Genomic DNA, 19525 nt, shown 5'->3' on the forward strand with positions numbered 1-19525 from the left:
CCAATGGAGAAAAAAATCCTGCCCGAACATACATGCTTTTGAAATAAGGCCCCCGTCACCCCCTGGAAAAGCCTCTTAACAGCCGCAAAGCGGCTACCCCTCTGCGCAGCCATGCTTGATGGTACACAGTCAAGGTATAGGTTGCTTGCGGGTCGTCCCAAACGAAAGCAATTGAATTATCGGCGTTAGGCAAATTCCAAGTCGCCGCTATGACCTCGCCATTTTTGCGCACTTCCGCTCGAAAAGCTTGTTCACGAAGATATAATGGGATTTTGACGCTGACAGCCTGATGACGCTCCGCCGAAACCGACAAATCGCGCCCCAGCAGTTCTATTTCATAACGGCTGCTCAGCCAGCCGTGCTCCAGGCGCTTGCCATACAGCGCCGTCGCTTCCAGTTTTTCTTCGTCTAAAAAAGCGCGCACCAGTTGACTGGCTGTCCCAAAACGCAGCAACCCCTGCTGCACATACCGCTGCTTTAAATACGCCAGATGTGCGTCAAGGGCGGCGAATTGACCGCCTGATAAGCTGCGCCAGTCTCCATCTCCTTGCATGAACATCGCATGGGTAAACCCAATAATGCCATGCACTCCAGGAACAACAGCGCCATTACTAACAAACGCCTCCATGCCCGCATCCGCTTTCGCGTTCATCACGGCAGCCGTTTGCTGATCGTAAAAAATAGGCTGCTGGGGTGTTGGCCGCAGCTCCACCACTCCAGCTTCGCTGGTATCGCGGGCCGCACGGCCAATATCCGTTTTTGCCGCCCAATACAATTCGCCGCCATAGGGCGCTGCGGTTTCGCGTCCAATATTACCCGCAGCATCACTGGACCCCCACAGTCCCAAGCGTCGAAACACTTCACTGCTCATGCCTTGGGACTCGCTGCTGGCGCCAAAGTCAAACGAGCCCGCCCTTGCCGTCAACAACTGCCCCTGGGGCGAGTCGGCGGCCAACTCATCCACAATCCGCTGATATGCATACAAACTGCCCAGCCGGCTGCCGCGGTCTCCAAAGTCCCCAAAACTCCCCAACGAATGCGCCCAGCCATGCCGCAAATGATTGGCCCAAAGACCGTCAACTGCTGCATAGTACGACAGTACATTTCCAGGTATATAGGGATCATAGTCAGTGTGCATATGTACGCCATATTCATGCCCTTTGGCGCTTTCTCGACGTACAGAATGCTCAATATTAGCCACAACTTCCTGCCATTGCTTGGTCGGCGATTGGCTTTGCGCCCACTGCGCTGCCGCTACTGCAGGCCAAGCGATATAATGAGTCCAGAAAGCGCCATGGCGCTCTGCAATGGCGTTAAGTGTCTCCGCTTTCTGCACCATCTGCACTTGGTATTCTTCCGGATTGAGCCAACCATCCTGATTGCCCCACGCCTTGGCATAGCCAGCGCCGTCTATCGGCTCTAGATCTTCCGTCATCACATAATACACGCTTCCCGGCCTGGTTGGGGCCACGGAAACCGCCGTCTGCGCTTTTTCTTCCCCATTAAGGGACAACTGCAGCCGCCAAGGTTTGCCAAAATTAACACGTTCGGCCCGACGGCCCTCCAAAACCCAATCCAATTCAATGGTCTGTCCTGGCGTCAGACGCACATGTCGCACTCGATCTCCTTGCACAGTCACGCCGTATCCTTGCGGCTCCGATACAGCCGCAGTAAATTCCACTTCCGGCTGTGAGCCGCTATATTGCAACCGTGTCCGCCAATGAACCTCTTCTCCTTGACGCACCGCGAGCGTTTGCGGAGCAGCAACCGTCACCGCGGTCACCGGCTGCGCCGCCAGCGAAAAACGACTCACCAACACATGCTGGCCCTCGCCGACTTCCAGCACCCATCGGTAGCGATGAGCTGCATTAAGCGGCTGGCTTGGAAAAAATTCATTCCAAAGGCGCTGTACGCTATAACGAGACTCTACCCAGTTCGCTTCATAGTTGCTGCGATAACGAGCGTCTACCCAACGCTGTTCATTGGTAGCCGCAGGCCACGGTCCAGTATAAACCCAGCCCACGCTGCGCCTCACTTTCCCGTCCGGAGCCAACTCTTCCAAAAGCAGTCTCCCCGTTCCTTGCGTCGAGCGCCAAAGAAAGCGACTGTCCGCCACCAATTCCGGGGCAGCTCCAGCCTCCAGATAGTAACGAACCATGCCGCTCCCTCCGGCGGCAATATCCACGCCACTAGTTCCTTCCAGCCCGCCCCCCTGCACCAAGCGAACCAAATTGCCATCGCCATTCTCACTAACACTGCCAGTGACTTCACCGCTTTGCACCTGCAAGGGCGCCACTGTCGCAGGTATCTTAAGACCGCAGCCGGCCAAAACCCCTACCAAAGCAATCCCTGCCAGCAAACTTTTACGCTTCATCTCCCGCCTCCTTAGTAGGCAGCCGGCAATGCCATGGGAGCCAACACCGGAGAGGCCTTAGGAGCCGACCCCAAAGTCTGCCAAACGGCTTGCTGCACTAAACTGCTTACCGTGGTTCTGCCAAAAACAGCCTCCCACGGAGACGTTTGCCCCATTTCTCGAATCACCGGGCGCTCCGCCAGACCTAACTTATCGACCGTGCCATCAATGGCATCATATAAATTGCCCATTTCGTCCACCAAGCCGCTAGCTAAGGCTTGGCGTCCAGTGTAAATACGCCCGTCCGCCAACAAGCGAACCTGTTCCGGGGACAGCTTTCTACCCTCAGATACTACTGTGACAAACTGCTCGTACATATCGTTCACCATAGCCTGCAGCAACGCTTTTTCCGTTGCCGTCATCGCCCGGTCCGGCGAAAGAATGTCCTTATGCGGCCCGCTTTGAATGCGTTCATTACGAATCCCGATTTTCTGATACAGTTCTTCCCAATTTGCATAAGGCATATATACGCCGATACTGCCGGTGATCGTTGACGGATTAGCGTATACCCGTTCCGTACATGCCGCCAGCCAGTAGCCGCCGGACGCCGCTATATCCCCCATAGAAGATACCACCGGCTTGCCGGCGGCTCGAACCTTTAAGATTTCTTCTCCCAATTCCTGAGAGGCTGTAGCGCTGCCTCCCGGGCTGTTAATACGCAAGATAATCGCTTTAACCGCTTCATCGTCGCGAGCTTCATGCAGTTGACGAATAATGCCGTCAACGCCGCCGTTTTCTCCCCATAGGCCGCTTTGGCCCCGTCCGCCCAAAATGACGCCTTCTACATGAATCACCGCAATTTGGGGCTCCGTTTTGGCCGGATACCATTTCCACCAGCCCGCAAGAATTACGATTGCAAGCAAAACTAGCAACCAACGTTTCTTCTTCATATAGTTCTCCCCTTCTCAACCAGCGTTGTTCTCAACATTTCGCGCAACGACGCCAATTTCCTGCTGCAATGCCAAAAGCCGCCCCGAAGGGCGGCTCAATCTTATTTGCCGGCTTGATATTTTACAGCGGCTTTTACAAAATCCCGGAACAACGGATGCGGATTGGTCGGGCGGGATTTAAATTCCGGATGGAACTGAGTTGCCACAAACCACGGATGCACATTCTGGCTCAATTCTACAATTTCTACCAGTCGGCCGTTGGGCAGCGTGCCTCCCAAAATCAGACCGCCTTGTGTCAATTGCTCGCGATACGCATTGTTAAATTCAAAACGATGACGATGACGTTCATAAATCAATTCTTCTTGGTAGGCCGTTTGAGTCAGAGTATTTTCCATGACCTTGCAAGGATATACGCCCAAACGCATCGTCCCGCCTTTTTGTTCGACATCCACTTGATCCGGCATCAAATCAATAACCGGATAGGGCGTTTCCGGCGCAAACTCCGTACTGTGAGCGCCAACAAAGCCCATTACATTGCGGGCAAACTCGATTACGGCCGTTTGCATGCCCAGACACAATCCAAAATAAGGAATTTTGTTTTCACGCGCATAGCGAATGGCTTCAATCTTGCCTTCTACGCCGCGATCCCCAAAGCCGCCGGGCACTAAAATGCCGTCAACACCAACAAAGACTTCGGAGAGATCCGTACCGGGAGCTTCAATTTCCTCGGCGTTAACCCAGCGAATATCTATGGCCGCCGAATTTGCAATACCGGCATGACGCAACGCTTCGGAAACGCTCATATACGCATCCTGCAACGCTACATATTTGCCTACCATCGCAATCGTCACCTTTTGCGTGGGATTCATGATTTTTTCCACCATAGCCGTCCATTCCGTCAGGTCCGCCTCGCCGGCTTGCAGCTTAAGTTTTTCCATGACGATACGGTCAAGGCCCTCTTCATGCATCATGAGAGGTACCTGATAAATGCTAGCCGCATTGCGATTTTGAATAACGGCGTTAACGTCAATATCACAGAACAGCGCCAGTTTATCTTTCATATCTTGAGAAATTTCATGTTCGGTACGGCAAACAATAATATCCGGGTGAATGCCGATGCTGCGCAGCTCCTTAACACTATGCTGCGTCGGTTTGGTCTTCAGTTCGCCTGCCGCCGAAATATACGGCACCAGCGTCACATGAATATACAAAACTTCGTCACGGCCTACTTCTTTTTTCACCTGTCGAATGGCTTCCAAAAAAGGCAGGCTTTCAATATCGCCAACCGTGCCGCCAATTTCCGTAATGACCACGTCCGCGTTATCCTCGCGTCCAACACGATAGACACGTTCTTTGATTTCATTCGTAATGTGCGGAATTACCTGCACTGTGCTGCCCAGATAATCGCCTTTGCGCTCTTTGTTAATCACCGACAAATACACTTTGCCAGCAGTAACATTGGAGCTCTTGCTCAAATTAATATCAATAAAACGCTCATAGTGACCGAGATCCAGATCGGTTTCGCCTCCATCTTCGGTGACGAACACTTCCCCATGCTGATACGGGCTCATTGTGCCAGGGTCGATGTTGATATACGGATCGAATTTCTGAATGGTCACCTTCAAGCCGCGACTCTTCAGCAAACGCCCTAAGGATGCAGCGGTGATGCCTTTCCCCAGGGATGAGACGACCCCACCGGTAACAAAGATGAATTTGGCCATGCTGGTATCCTCCTACTCGTTCTAAAAACTGTCCTCCATTATAGCACGCACGCTGGCACTCCGCCAGCCGGAAAACCAATTTTCCTTACATTTTTTCAGGCGCATCTACGCCAAGAATGCCCAAAGCGCGCCGCAGCACCTGCTGCGTTGCGGTAACCAAGCCCAAACGAGCTTGCTGCAGCTCTGGCTCTGCGCCAATAATACGGCACTGGTTATAAAAGGTATGAAACAGACTTGCCGCCTCATGCACATAGCGAGCAATGCGGTGCGGCGCCCGTTCCCGAGCCGCCTGATCAATTTCTTCCGGGAAATCTCCCAGTTTTTTAATCAGTTCAATCTCCGCTTCCTCGCACAAAGCCTGCAACGGCAAGGCGTCAAGTTCACCCATCACAATCCCGGCCTCAGCGGTTTGCCGGAAAATACTAGAAATCCGCGCATGAGCGTATTGTACATAATAAACAGGGTTTTCGTTAGACCGGGACCGCGCCAAATCAATGTCAAAATCCAGCTGACTGTCAATGGAGCGCATAATAAAGAAATAACGCGCCGCATCCCGACCGACTTCCTCCATCAGCTCGTCCAAAGTCACGCTTTGACCGGTCCGCTTCGACATCTTCACCAATTGACCGTCTCGATACAAACTAACCATCTGCAAAATCAAGACTTCCAAGCGTTCCGCTTCATAACCAAGGGCCGCCATGGATGCCTTAACCCGACAGATGTAGCCGTGATGGTCGGCACCCCAAATATTGATGATTTTATCGAAGCCTCGTTCCGCTTTATTGCGGTGATAAGCGATATCCGCCGCCAAATACGTAGGCACGCCATTATCACGAATAATAACGCGATCCTTGTCATCCCCATAAGCCGTGGACTTCAACCACAAAGCGCCTTCTTTTTCATAAGCCTGGCCTTTTTCCTTCAAGATGGCGCAGGCCTCATCCACAGCCCCGCTCTGATGCAGGGTGCGTTCGCTGAACCACACGTCAAAATGCACATTAAAAGCGGCCAAGTGTTCCTTTAGAATCGCTAATTTTTCCGCTAACGCCACTTCTTTAAAGTGAGCTACCCGCTCTTCTTCACTCCAGGACAAATATTTGTCGCCGTCGCGATCAAGCAAGCCTTGCGCCGTAGTGATAATATCCTCGCCGCGATAGCCCGCCTCAGGAAAAACTACCTCCTGCCCCAGTAATTCCAGGTAACGAGCGTTGACGGACGCCGCCAAATTGTCAATCTGGTTTCCTGCATCATTGATATAGTATTCCGCCTGTACATCGTAGCCCGCTGTGCGCAGCACATTAACCAAGGCGCTGCCGAAAGCGGCGCCCCGTCCATGTCCTACATGCAATAAGCCTGTCGGATTGGCGCTGACAAACTCCACTTGGATCTTCTGACCGTTGCCGGTTTGCGTACAGCCGTAAGAATCTCCTTGCGCCAAAATGCCCGCTAACAAGTCATGCACCCATTCCGGCCGCAGATAAAAATTAATAAAACCGGGACCGGCAATCTCGCAGCGCTCCAACCAGGGACGCTGCAGATACTTCACCAGTGCCTCGGCCACTTTACGCGGATTCATGCGCGCCGCTCGCGCTGTCTGCATGGCAAAATTCGTAGCATAATCTCCAAATTCTTTTTGCGGCGGCACCTCCAGCAGTACCTCCGGCAATGTCTCCGCCTGAAAGTCGCCAGCGTTAATAGCCGCTGTAGCCGCTTCCCGAATGGCGTTCTCTAGGCTTGTCTTAATGTCCACAAATTTGCTCCTCCCGTATCACGACAGACAATTGATTCGTACTTTGCCATTGTCCATCGATTTCCAAATCGTAAATAATGTCTACCGCACCGCTTGCCGGTCCAAAAGACCATGAGTATTCCTTGGTCATAATGCCTAAAGACAAGTTGCCGTACGGCGTAACATAGCCGCTTTCCGTACGCTCGCCGCGACGGAACTCCTGTTCCTGCTCCACATCGCCGCGCCGCACCAAAATCGTTCGATCTTCATATATCTTTAACAAGGTTGTCGTTTGTCCCAAGCCGTCTTCCTCCCGTTCCCGGTAGGAAATATAATCGACCCCGTTGCGCCGATAATACGTGCCTGCAACCGTCATTTCCTGACATTGTTCTTGGTCGTATACATCTTTTTGGCGCCCTGTGACAGTAACAAAAACTCGTTTCATCGTGAGTCTCCTCCAAAAATAGGACCACATGCATCACACCATAATAATCTATTATACTCGAAGTGCTCCTTTTTTGCCAAGCCTGCAGACAAGAAAAATAACTGCGCGAAAGCGGCAACTCTTCCCATAAGAAAAACCGGCTTGCGCCGGTTTTTCTTATGCTGCTTTCAAAACACGTCCTTTAGTTTTTGACTGGTATCTTGCATAGCTTCTACCATATGTACAATTTCTTCCATCGCCTTCGCTTGTTCGCCGGAAATTTCAGCAGATTGATGAACACCGCCGATGACATCCTCATTGGCTTTGCGTATTTCCGCCAAAATTTTATTGATTGTTTCTGTCGCCTCGGCGCTGTTTTGAGCCAATTTTTGCATTTCCTGCGCCACTACGGCAAATCCTCTGCCCACTTCGCCTGCACGCGCCGCTTCAATAGAGGCGTTAAGAGATAACAATTTCGTCTCGCTGGCAATGGCCCGGCTCATATCTAGAATATGGGCTGTCTCCTTCACCCGCTCCACTGCATTCTCAGCCAGCCGCGACACTTTTTCCGTCGTCGCCGCCAATTCCTGGGAAGAAGCGGAAATCTCCTCTACTGCCGCCGCCGCTTGCTGCGCCTGCGCCGACACCTGCCCCGACATAGTTTCAATCATCTGGATCTGCTGTTGCTGCCGAAGCCTCGTTCCAAAAAGCGCCGCCACCACCTTGGCAATGGGCCGTGCAATCGTAAGTTCGCCAGCCACGCCAAAGCTGCCTACTCGCGCACCGTCAAAAACGATGGGATAATTTTGGCCTTCTTTCATCTTTCCCTGCGCAGCCTGCTCGGCAGTCACAAAGAACTCGTCAATTTCACCGAGCATCATTCTCCTGGCCCCGTCATGGACCATACCATAGCGATTTTTGGCTGAATCGCCGATAATAACGCCGCCTTCGCCGCACACAATCGTATGACAGCCGGTAGCGCCATAAACAAAATCCGTCAATTCTTGCGCCATTTCTCGTGAAATTTCTAATTTAGCCATTGTTCCGCCCCCTGAATTTGAATTACTTATCGTACAAAGACGCTAAGGCCACCGTGGAGCTTTGCATTGTTTCCACCATATTGCTGATGTCCTGCATAGCTTTCGCCTGCTCCCCGGAAATGCCTGCGGATTGATCGACACCGGCAATCACCCGATTCAACGCGCTTTGAATATCACCCAGGATTCCGTTAATCTGCTCCGTCGCTTCGGCGCTATTTTGCGCCAGCTTCTGCATTTCCTGAGCCACCACGGCAAAGCCGCGCCCCACCTCGCCAGCCCGCGCCGCTTCGATGGATGCGTTCAAAGATAACAGTTTTGTTTCCGTCGCAATGGCCCGACTCATATCCAGAATTTTCGCCGTGTTTTTCACCTTATCCATGGATTCTTGCGACAGCTGCACCACATTTTCTGTTGTCGAAGCCAATTCCTGGGAAGAGGCGGATATTTCTTCAATGGCAGCCACCGCCTGGTGAATATCGTCGGAAACGCGCTTAGCCATGCGCTCCGCCTCATTGCGCCGAAAGGTTTCCCTCACTCGATAGCCTACAATTGTCGCTGCTACCAACGTCAGAGGTTTCACCACATCGATCGGCCCTGTAATGCCAAAAGTGCCAACTCGCTCTCCTTCCACCTCGATCAAGCAACTATATCCTTCCTTCACATTGGCATTGGCGGCAGCCTCCTGCGCTGTCACCGCATACTCATGAGCCAACCCTTGCACGATCTTTTGCGCGCCGGCATGCACCTTTCCAACGCGAGCGCCGCCAAAAGTATCCGCGATAATAGCGCCCGAATCATTGCAGATAATCATGTCATAGCCGGTTTTACCCTTTACAAAAGAAACTAACTCCTGGGCCAGCGACGTCTCGATGTGAAAATTACTCATGCCTGTTCTCTCCTCTTTCTTTCCTGCAATACTATATATTCTCTATATTAATAAAATTACATATATAGTCCGCATTACATTTCCACATCGTTCTTCTCTTTTCCTGCCTCAAGAATCAACATAAAAAAGAAAAGCGTTTGGCTGCAAATTCTGCTTCCAAACGCTTTTACACATTATTTAGGCGTCGCCACGTATTTCTCTAACAACACGACTGGATGATAGGATTCTTTGGCCTTCCGAAGGCCCTCTTCGCCCATATCTTCTTCACGATTGATAAACGTCACGCCTTCCCAGGCTTGGCGACAAAACTCCCAATTGATCGCTGCATAAAGGCCGCGAATTTCTCCATTCGCCTTTTCCACATGAATGACAGCTGTATCTTCATTGATCTTCTCACCGAAAGAGTAAGCCTCTACTTGTCCGTTAAGCAAAATAACTCCGCCCACGAACCCAAGGCGATCCATATTGCGCAATCCGTCGTGAATAGCCTGGCGCTCGCAATCAATGGAATCCCCTTTTTCACAGCCCTTCTGCGCACACCAGCGATCAGTAAATTCTTCACAGGCGTCCACCAATTCCGGCGTCAACGGCACATACTCGTATCCGGAATTGTTTTTCAAAAACTGGTTCAAATGATTCTTTTTGCCGTGATAACGACGTCCCGACAATGTCGCCAACGACGTCTGCTCATAAATATAGTCAAAATTATCCCGGTCCGCCGTCAAATTAAAGAATCCAGGCTTTGCCGCTTCTACCACTGGCAGCAGCGATGCTTCGATTCCTCTAATAATAAGCGGATGTCCTGTTTCTTCGCAAAAAGCCAATAATTCTCCCATAGCGGCCGGCATTACCTCATCACGACAGATAGGCGGCAATACAAAGGACTCCCCGTCCCACTCTGCGCGCAAAAATAATGCTCCCCCGGCTTCCGCCCAGCGAATGCGGCATACGTTGCGCCACATAAAGAGATTCGTAAAATTAAAATGCGCATTTTCATAACGGCGCTGCTGAAAATACGTTTGAAACGTTTCCTTATCGTCTAATAGGATCTCACGAAATTGTAACATTAGGATCTCTCCTTGTATCAAAACCACTTGATTCCAAAATCTACTCACAGTATACACTACGCTTGGAGGCACTGACAACAAAGACGCTTATAGACGCAACTTCCTTATAATTCAGACAACAAATCAGAGCCATTCTCTTCCAAGAAGAAAGCCAGGACTGAAAGCGCGAACTTAAGTCCGCTCGTCCAGCCCCGGCTCTCTTTGTGCCATGTGCAAATTTCACGCTTTGCTTTACAAAACACCTACAGAGTGCAGAAAAATCAAACCAAGCAGCACTGGCGTCACATACCGCACGCTAAACCAATAAAAAGTAAACATGCCCCCTAAAGGCAGAGTTCCGCCATTCGAAAACTCACGGCGCAGTTCCTCCCAGGAAAGATGACGCCGCACAAAAATAACAAAAAACAAGCCTCCCAAAGGCAGCATAATATTAGAGGAAAGATAGTCGAACCAATCAAAAAAGCCTCTTCCCATCCAGGTATAACTTCCTAAAAGGCTAGCCTTATCTACAGAAAGAGTAGCCAAAACGCCAATGCAAAAAATAATCAACGCGTTCAACGCCGCCGCTTTTTTACGATCAAAGCCATATTCTTCACTCATCCAGGCGGTAGGAACCTCTACCAAAGACAGCATCGCCGTAGTGGCGGCAATCGACGCTAGGAAAAAAAAGGCCACAAGAAGTAAATTTCCAAAAGGAATTTGCGAAAAAACTAACGGAATCGTCATAAACAGCAGCCCTGGTCCAGCGCCAGGCTCTAAGCCAAAGGAAAACACAGTTGGAAACACCGCCAAGCCAGCCAATAAGGAAACCAACGTATCCGATACGGCTACCTTGGCGCCTGTACGAAACAAATTATTATCCGCCGTAAAATAGCTGGCATAGGTTGTCATCGTCCCCATGCCCAAAGACAGTTTAAAAAAAGCCAAGCCCATCGCCGTCAAAATCGCCGCACCACTCAGTTTGCTAAAATCAATCTGGAAAAGGAAATCCACTCCAGCTCCAGCCCCCGGTAGCGTTAGCGCTCGAAAATCACAAATTAAAATTAGAACAAATAATAACGGCATCAAGGTCTTGGTCATACGTTCAATCCCTTTTTGCACACCGAAAGCAATAATACCGGACACGACTACCAAAACGATAAGCTGCCACAACACAGGGGATAATGGCCCGACTACGACGGCTCCAAATTCAGCCTTAGCCGCTTCCATAGTTATGCCAATAAAATCACCCTGGATCGCTTTGAATAAATAATAATATACCCAGCCAGCTACGCAGCTATAAAAAAACATGATCAAATATGCTGACGCTACCCCCATGGTACCCACATGTTTCCAAGCAGTGCCGGGAGCCAACATGTTCATTGCCCCGACAGGATTTTTACGAGCTTTACGCCCCACGTAAAATTCCGTCCACATCACAGGCAAACCGATAAAAGCCACACATAGCAAATACACCGCCAAGAATGCACCGCCGCCAAATTCCCCCACCAAGTACGGGAATTTCCAAATATTTCCTAAGCCGACAGCCGATCCAAGGGTTGCAAAAAAGACGGCTAAGCCGGAAGAAAAGGTTTCTCTTTGTCCGTTCATTTACCTCACTTCCTTCCTCAAATTTAAATATCCGTTTTGTGTCTGCGCTGCCTGCCTCTTACTTGTATTATCGTATATTGTCAAAACAATCGCAATTATTCTCTTTCACAAGTCACACAGAGCAGCCATATAAAAAAAGAGACAAGGCCGTCTGGCGCGCACACCAAACAGCCTTGTCCATCCTAGCAAAAGTTGCCTATGTTGTCAATTTACAACATTACACTTCCTATTTTGCAAAATAGGCTACACCAGCTTCGAAAATATGCTGGTCTTTCGCCCCAGGCACATTACTGAAAACATTCTTCCCAATTCGCTCAGAATGGCCCATTTTACCCAATACCCGACCATCCGGGCTTGTGATGCCTTCAATTGCATCCAAGGATCCGTTCGGGTTATGCGGCAACGCATGCGTAGGCTGACCCGTCAAATCTACGTACTGCGTGGCCACTTGTCCAGCGGCATGCAGCGTTTTCAACCACTGCGGCGAAGCATAAAAACGTCCTTCGCCATGAGACATCGCCACAATATGCTCATCACCGCTTTCCGTCAACGCCAACCATGGGGAACGATTGTTAGTAACGCGCGTGCGAGCCAGACAAGAAATATGCCGGCCCAGAGAGTTAAAGGTCAATGTAGGACAAGAAGCATCTAAAGGCCGTATTTCTCCAAAAGGCAACAGCCCCAGTTTGATTAGCGCCTGGAAGCCATTGCAGATTCCCAACACCAAGCCGTCTCGTTTCTGCAGCAGCTCTGTCACTCCTTCGCTCAAAACCGGATTGCGCAGCATTGTTGCAATAAACTTACCGGAACCGTCCGGTTCGTCTCCGGCGCTGAAACCGCCGGGGAGCATCAAAATATTGGACTGCTTTAACGCCGCCGCAAAGGCTTGCACCGATTCTTCCACCGCTGCCGACGTCAAATTGCGAATCACCAGCGTTTGCGCTACTGCGCCCGCTTTTTCAAACGCTCTAGCAGTATCGTACTCACAATTGCTTCCCGGGAAAACGGGAATAAGCACGCGAGGTTTCGCCAAATGCAGCGAACTGCGCCGCCGCTCTTTCGCCGCTCCCAGGCTGCCTGCAGGCGTCCCAACTGGAACAGATGCTTTGGTAGGAAATACCTTCTCTAGCGGCGCTTCCCATGCAGCTTGAGCTTCCTCAAGACGCAGGCTCCGCCCTTGCAGCTCAAATTCCGGCTCCGCCGTTACCGTTCCCAATTCTACCACGCGGCAGCCGGCAAGAGCCTCCGCCACATTTAGATCAGCCGCCACTTCAAGCAGCAAGCTGCCGTATTCCGGCGCAAACAACCCTGCAGGCTCCACCTCAGCACCAAAACGCACTCCTAGAGCATTGCCAAAACTCATGCGGCTGACTGCAGCGGCAATACCTCCATAACGAACCGCCGAAGCGGCTTTAACAAGCCCCTTGGCCGTCAATTCTCCAACGCGGTCATACACAACGGCCATATTGCTAAAATCAGGAATTTCTTCCGCATCCCTTGCTATAGGAAGCCATACCAACTTACTGCCTGCTTCTTTAAACTCCGGCGATACTATCTTCGCGGCATTCGCCATAGATACAGCAAAGGAAATTAACGTCGGCGGCACATTCAGTTCTTGGAAAGAACCGGACATGCTGTCTTTGCCGCCTATCGCCGGCAGCCCCAATTTCACCTGCGCTTCAAAAGCGCCCAACAGCGCCGCCAAAGGCTTGCCCCAACGCTGCGGGTCCGCCCCTAAGCGCTCGAAATACTCTTGGAAGGACAAACGAATACGCCGCCACTCACCGCCCATGGCCACTACTTTCGCCACAGACTCCACCACCGCATACAGAGCGCCATGGAATGGACTCCAACTGCCAATCGCCGGGTGGTAACCGAAGGTCATAACCGTGGCTGTTGTCGTTTCTCCCTGCAAAACCGGCAGTTTAGCCGCCATGCCTTCGGCAGGAGTCAACTGGTGTTTGCCTCCTAAAGGCATCAGTACGCTTGCAGCGCCAATGGTACTGTCAAAACGTTCCACAAGCCCCTTCTGACTGCACACATTCAGCTCGTTCAGCAAATTCAGCCAGGCCTCGCGCCAATCGGCCACCGCCGCAGTTCCAAATAAGGAAGCCTCCGCAGGCTCCGACACAAAAGCCTTAGTTGACTGCTTGACCCCAGCAGTATCCAGAAAATCGCGGCTTAAGGATACAATCGCTTTATCACGCCACAACATAGTTAAGCGACGATCATCGGTAACCGTAGCTACTACGGTTGCTTCTAAGTTTTCTTCATCCGCATGACGTTGAAAAGCAGCAGCATTTTCTGCCGCAACAACCACCGCCATGCGCTCCTGGGATTCCGAAATCGCTAGTTCCGTACCATCAAGACCTTCATATTTTTTAGGCACTCGATCAAGCTCAATACGTACGCCGTCAGTCAGTTCGCCAACTGCAACAGAAACACCGCCAGCGCCAAAATCATTGCACCGTTTAATCATCCGGCTTACTTCGCTGCGTCGGAACAGGCGCTGAATTTTTCGTTCTGTGGGCGGATTTCCTTTTTGAACTTCCGCGCCGCAAGTGGCCAAAGACTCTTCGGTATGCGCCTTCGATGACCCGGTAGCGCCGCCGCAGCCGTCACGGCCAGTCCGGCCGCCTACCAAAATTACCACATCTCCAGGCTGCGGCTGTGCACGAACCACGTTTTCCTTGGGCGCTGCCGCCATTACCGCGCCAACTTCCATGCGTTTAGCTACAAAGCCTTCGTCATAAAATTCGGCCACTTGACCAGTAGCCAAGCCTATTTGATTACCGTAGGAGCTATATCCCGCAGCGGCGCCTGTTGTAATTTTACGCTGCGACAATTTTCCCGGCAGTGTATCCGCTAAGGAACGCCTGGGGTCGCCGCTGCCGGTTACCCGCATAGCTTGGTATACATAGGAACGGCCGGAAAGAGGGTCGCGAATAGCCCCGCCCAAACAAGTAGCTGCGCCGCCAAAAGGTTCGATTTCCGTCGGATGGTTGTGGGTCTCATTTTTAAACATGACAAGCCATTCTTCGGACTTGCCGTCTACTTCGGCATCTACCACAATGCTGCAGGCATTAATCTCATCAGACGCATCCAAGTCATCCAACAAGCCCCGCAAACGCAGTTCCTTCATGCCCAAAACCGCCACATCCATCAAACAGATATCGCGATCCTTCTCTTTAGCCCCGTAAACCTTCCGCCGCGTCGCCAAATACTCGTCATAAACCGCTGCAATCCGTTTACCAAAACGACCTTCGCCAAAACGAACCTCTTCCAGACAAGTATGAAAGGTCGTATGACGGCAATGATCCGACCAATAGGTATCAAGCACGCGAATTTCCGTCAGGGTAGGTTCGCGCTTCTCCTGGGTTTGAAAGTATTCTTGGCAAAAGCGCAAATCCGCCGCGCTCATAGCCAGCCCTAAGTCAGCATGCAAAGCCGCTATCGCAGCCTCGTCTAATGCCAAAAAGCCGGACAACACCGCCACATCGTCTGGCTGCACCAGCTCTTCTTCCAGGGTAGACGGTTTTTCCAGCGTAGCTTCGCGCGCTTCTACAGGGTTGATGCAGTAAGCTTTGATGCGCGCTAATTCTTCTGACGTTACAGCACCGCCTAGTACCAACACCTTGGCCGTCCGGATTTGAGGCCGTTCGCCCGCCGATAAAAGCTGCAAGCACTGCGCCGCCGAGTCAGCCCGCTGATCATACTGCCCGGGCAGATATTCCATGGCAAAACAAACGGTTTCCGGCCACACCGGCAAGACCTCTTCATAAACATCATCCACCATCGGTTCCGCAAAAACCAAGGATTTCGCCTGTTCCCATTCTTGCTCTCCCAACCCGGCTGCATCATACCGATTAAGTACGCGCACGCTGCGCAAAGAAGATAACCCGAGATTTTCACGCAAATCCGCTAAAATTCCTGCTGCTTCCACCGCATGGTCTGCCCGCTTTTCAACGAAAATTCTTTTTACTGCCGACACGCAAACGCCTCCTAAACCGAACATTATAGTATTCTTTATAAGAAAAAAAGCCAACTTCACCCTTGTTGCACCGCCAGTTTATCATGAATGTTCAGGCCTTGCAAGAGAGATACGTTCGCTTTATTCCGTGCTTTTTCGTAAAAATAGCGTTAAACTTTCGGTATTCTCCGTCCAGAAAAAATTTCCGCCATTTCTTTTTTTACACGTTGTTTGATTTTTTTCTTTTCCCCTGGCAGCAATTCATTTTTATCCGTACCGAACAGGTACGTATCTAAATCAAAGTCCTTCAACAGCATTTTCGTGTGAAAAATGTTTTCCTGATAAACATTCACATCAATCATCTGATATAGATTGCGAATTTCCGGATCGATGTAGTTTTGAATGGAATTAATTTTATGATCAATAAAATATTTTTTCCCTTTAATATCTCTTGTAAAGCCGCGCACTCGGTAATCCATGATGGCAATATCCGAACAAAAACTGCGCAGCAAAAAATTCAGCGCCTTTAGCGGTGAAATATGGCCGCAAGTCGATACATCAATATCAGCGCGAAAAGTACTAATCCCTTTGTCCGGATGACTTTCCGGATACGTATGCACGGTAATGTGGCTTTTATCCAAATGCGCCAGTACCGTCTCCGGTTGTATTTCCATATGTTCTTCCGCAATCAGCATGGTTACGCTGGCTCCTTGCGGATCATAATCCTGCTTAGCCACATTTAAGACGTTGGCGCCAATCATGCGAGCTACTTCTTCCAAAATGCTTGTCAGCCGTTCGGCGCTGTACTCTTCATCAATATAGGCAATATAGTCCCGCATATGCTGCGGCGTCTTAGCATAACAAATATCATATACATTAAAGCTCAATGTTTTGGTTAAATTATTAAAACCGTATAATTTAAGCTTCTTCAGACTTTTAATCTCCATTTGCGCTCTTCCTCTCCCAGTCATAACCGGTTAAGCATTAATTCTCTTTCATTGTAACGAGATCTGAAGAAATACTCAATATCATGCCGTCATTTTCTGAAGGAGCCTCTGCCCCGCATGACGAATAGTACTGTTATTGACTCGTTATACTGAAAGAGGAGACCGATATGCAAAAGCTTCCGATTACCGACCTTAAAGCCGGCATGTTGACAGCCCGCTCTATTTTGGGCACCGATGGCCGCCTGCTGCTGGCACAGGATACGGTATTGACAACCGCTTATATTGAACGTATGAAAGAACTGGGAGTTGCAGCCATTTACGTGCAAAATCCCTATTTAAAAGATATTAAAGTTCCTGAGCTGGTCCGCGACGAAACCCGCTATATCGCTATGCAAGCGGTAAAGGAATGTTTTGCCACTCTGCAGGAGCGGCAGGTTTTTTCCGCCTACGCCGTCATCGCCGCCGCCGACCAGTTAGTAGAAGAAATCATGGCGAATGGCAACGTACTTGTCCACCTTACCGATATCCGCGTGCATGACGATTATACCTTCGCCCACAGTGTCAATGTCGCTATCTTATCCGCCCTTACCCTATTGCACATGGGATATAAGGAAAAAGATCTGCGTGTCGCAACCTTGGGCGCGCTGCTTCACGACGTAGGAAAAATGCATATTCCTTTAGAAATTTTAGTAAAACCCGGCGGCCTCACCACTGCCGAAATGGATATTATGCGCCAGCACACTGAACTTGGTTTTGATATTTTGCGACATGGCGAAAAAATTCCGCTTTTATCCGCCCATGTCGCCTTGCAGCACCACGAAAAAAACGACGGCACCGGTTATCCGCGCGGTTTGAGCGGCGACAGCATTCATCCTTTCGCCCAGGTCACCAGCATTGCCGATGTTTATGACGCAGTCACAAGCGACCGCCCTTATCGCTTAGGCATGGCTCCCGACCAAGCCTATGACCTGCTGCAGGCCTTGTCTGGCAGCCATTTTTCGCCTCAAGCCTTAACAGAGTTTTTCGCCCATTTAGCTACTTATCCTATCGGCTCCTTCGTATGCCTGAACACAGGGGCTTTCGGCATTGTACTGGACGTCCCCTCCAAGCTTCCCTGTCGGCCGTTGCTTCAATTGGTTTCCGACGAAACAGGTCTGCCTGTAAGTGAACATGTGACATTAGACTTAACGGAAAATTTGACCGCCAAAATCATTCGGTTGCTTACGCCCAAAGAAATTTCCGCTCTCCCCCTTTGCCAAGCCTAAGCATCCAAGGAGGCTAGCTCCATGCAAGAAAGAATACGCCTATTGCGCAGTACCTTGCCCGATTCAGGTCCTGTTGTTTATTGGATGAGCCGAGAGCAGCGCTGTCATGATAACGCTGCGTTAGTACATGCCGCTGCGCTTGCTTCATCGCTGCAGCGTGCTTTAGTCGTTGTTTTTTGCTTAAGTTCTTCTTTCTTGGCAGCTTCCTGGCGCCACTATGATTTCCTGCTCCAAGGTCTGATGGAAACCGAACAAGAGCTAGCAGCCTTAGGTATTCCTTTTCAATTACTGCCGGATGCCGCCCCTAAAGCGTTGCCGCCTTTTTTGAAGCAACAAAAGGCGGCTTTTTTAGTTTGCGACTTAGATCCCCTTCACCTAAAGCGGCTCTGGCTAAAAGAGGTCTTAGCGCAAACGCAGCTTTCTGTAGCGGAGGTAGACGGTCACAACATCGTGCCTCTTTGGCTGGCCTCAGGCAAGCGCGAATACGCCGCCTACACGCTGCGACCCAAGCTCGGCCGTCTTTTGCCTCGATTTTTAACCGCCCCGGTAAGCGTCTCAGCCCAAGGGTTTCCGCTTACGCCGCGCACGCCTTGGGGAAAATGGCAAGCCATCGGCAAGCAGAATCGCGGCCCTGCGCCAATAGCCTGGCTAAAACCGGGCAGCAAAGCCGCCTTGCAGCAGCTAGATCATTTTCTCCACCATGCTCTTTCCGGCTATGCCTGGAGGCGAAATGATCCGACTCTTCCTGGTCAATCGCAGCTTTCTCCTTATTTTCATTTTGGCCAGCTTTCCCCGCAGCGCGTCGCTTGGGAAATACGCCGATTGTTCCCTACAGGAGATCCGGACAGCGACGCTTTTCTGGAGGAACTCATCGTGCGGCGCGAACTGGCTGACAACTATTGCTTCTATACGCCAGACTACGATCAAACAACAGCCTTCCCCTCCTGGGCGCAAGCAACTTTGGCAGACCATCTCAGCGATCCCAGACCGGCAGCGTATCCATTTTCCCAACTAGAGAATGGAACTACTGCCGATTCTCTTTGGAACGCCGCCCAGAACGAACTGACGCAAACCGGCAAAATGCATGGCTATCTGCGCATGTATTGGGCGAAAAAAATATTAGAATGGTCGTCCCACCCCCAAGAAGCCCTCGATGCAGCCATTCTACTCAACGATCGTTATTCCTTAGACGGACGCGATCCTAACGGCTATGCCGGAATTGCTTGGAGCATCGGCGGCGTCCATGACCGTCCGTGGCCTAGCCGTCCTGTTTTCGGCAAAGTTCGTTCGATGACTTTGGGCGGCGCCAAAAAGAAATTCGACGTAGCCAAGTATATCGCCGCCCATTCGCCGGACAACCAAAAATAGAGAAACAGAATTGAACAAGAGAACCGGAGAAATGGAGGGTACGCAGGAGGTTACGGAGTACGAGTTTTTTAACAGGAGTAGAGTGAGGCCTACGACGGCGGCGGCCATTGTATTTGAGACTTTTATTGGAGCAAGACGGTCTGCAGGACGAAAACGCAGACTAAGGCGGATTACAGTTTCGCCTGTTTGAGCGCAGCGAGTTAAGAAACTGCCGA

The 19525-nt window shown here is 50.8% G+C and carries 13 protein-coding genes; 2 read left to right on the top strand and 11 right to left on the bottom strand.

The genetic code is table 11. The features are described from left to right. Nucleotides 1-55: 55 nt before the first annotated feature. The 11 genes from C508_RS0105710 to speD all read right to left on the bottom strand — a co-directional run bounded on the left by C508_RS0105710 (nt 56) and on the right by speD (nt 16677). Entirely contained in the window at nt 56-2374 is a 2319-nt protein-coding gene (locus tag C508_RS0105710; RefSeq protein ID WP_018702584.1) for a hypothetical protein, read from the bottom strand. Between the two features lie 11 nt (nt 2375-2385). Beyond that, on the bottom strand, nt 2386-3303 hold the full coding sequence (gene sppA / locus C508_RS0105715) for a signal peptide peptidase SppA (RefSeq protein ID WP_018702585.1): 918 nt from the start codon (nt 3301-3303) through the stop codon (nt 2386-2388). Nucleotides 3304-3404: 101 nt separating this feature from the next. Beyond that, complete coding sequence (locus C508_RS0105720; protein ID WP_018702586.1) at nt 3405-5024, bottom strand: CTP synthase; 1620 nt, start codon at nt 5022-5024, stop codon at nt 3405-3407. A gap of 85 nt (nt 5025-5109) precedes the next feature. Beyond that, the gene (gene argS, locus C508_RS0105725) at nt 5110-6774 is read right to left on the bottom strand and encodes an arginine--tRNA ligase (RefSeq protein ID WP_018702587.1); all 1665 of its coding nucleotides are present in this window, start codon (nt 6772-6774) and stop codon (nt 5110-5112) included. Then, a complete protein-coding gene (locus tag C508_RS0105730; RefSeq protein ID WP_018702588.1) occupies nt 6764-7198 on the bottom strand; it encodes a YwiB family protein in 435 nt (144 codons plus the stop codon). The genes argS and C508_RS0105730 overlap by 11 nt, the downstream gene beginning before the upstream one ends. Before the next feature lie 167 nt (nt 7199-7365). Continuing rightward, entirely contained in the window at nt 7366-8217 is an 852-nt protein-coding gene (locus C508_RS0105735; protein ID WP_018702589.1) for a methyl-accepting chemotaxis protein, read from the bottom strand. Nucleotides 8218-8239: 22 nt separating this feature from the next. After that, nucleotides 8240-9103, bottom strand: coding sequence for a methyl-accepting chemotaxis protein (locus C508_RS0105740; RefSeq protein ID WP_018702590.1), 864 nt, complete (start codon nt 9101-9103; stop codon nt 8240-8242). A 173-nt stretch (nt 9104-9276) separates the two neighbouring features. Beyond that, on the bottom strand, nt 9277-10170 hold the full coding sequence (locus tag C508_RS0105745) for a DUF2156 domain-containing protein (RefSeq protein ID WP_018702591.1): 894 nt from the start codon (nt 10168-10170) through the stop codon (nt 9277-9279). 231 nt (nt 10171-10401) lie between these two features. Continuing rightward, nucleotides 10402-11760, bottom strand: a complete 1359-nt coding sequence (locus C508_RS0105750) for a sodium-dependent transporter (RefSeq protein ID WP_018702592.1) — start codon at nt 11758-11760, stop codon at nt 10402-10404. A 226-nt stretch (nt 11761-11986) separates the two neighbouring features. Then, nucleotides 11987-15751, bottom strand: a complete 3765-nt coding sequence (locus C508_RS0105755) for a phosphoribosylformylglycinamidine synthase (RefSeq protein WP_018702593.1) — start codon at nt 15749-15751, stop codon at nt 11987-11989. Between the two features lie 149 nt (nt 15752-15900). Further along, entirely contained in the window at nt 15901-16677 is a 777-nt protein-coding gene (speD, locus tag C508_RS0105760; protein ID WP_018702594.1) for an adenosylmethionine decarboxylase, read from the bottom strand. 167 nt (nt 16678-16844) lie between these two features. On the opposite strand from speD, the gene C508_RS0105765 reads away from it, so the two are divergent. Together C508_RS0105765 and phrB are read left to right on the top strand one after the other, a co-directional pair. Then, nucleotides 16845-17942, top strand: a complete 1098-nt coding sequence (locus C508_RS0105765) for an HD-GYP domain-containing protein (RefSeq protein ID WP_018702595.1) — start codon at nt 16845-16847, stop codon at nt 17940-17942. Between the two features lie 21 nt (nt 17943-17963). Continuing rightward, complete coding sequence (gene phrB / locus C508_RS0105770; RefSeq protein ID WP_018702596.1) at nt 17964-19310, top strand: deoxyribodipyrimidine photo-lyase; 1347 nt, start codon at nt 17964-17966, stop codon at nt 19308-19310. Nucleotides 19311-19525 lie beyond the last annotated feature (215 nt).

It is taken from the genome of Anaeromusa acidaminophila DSM 3853 (assembly GCF_000374545.1).
GTDB lineage: Bacteria > Bacillota > Negativicutes > Anaeromusales > Anaeromusaceae > Anaeromusa > Anaeromusa acidaminophila.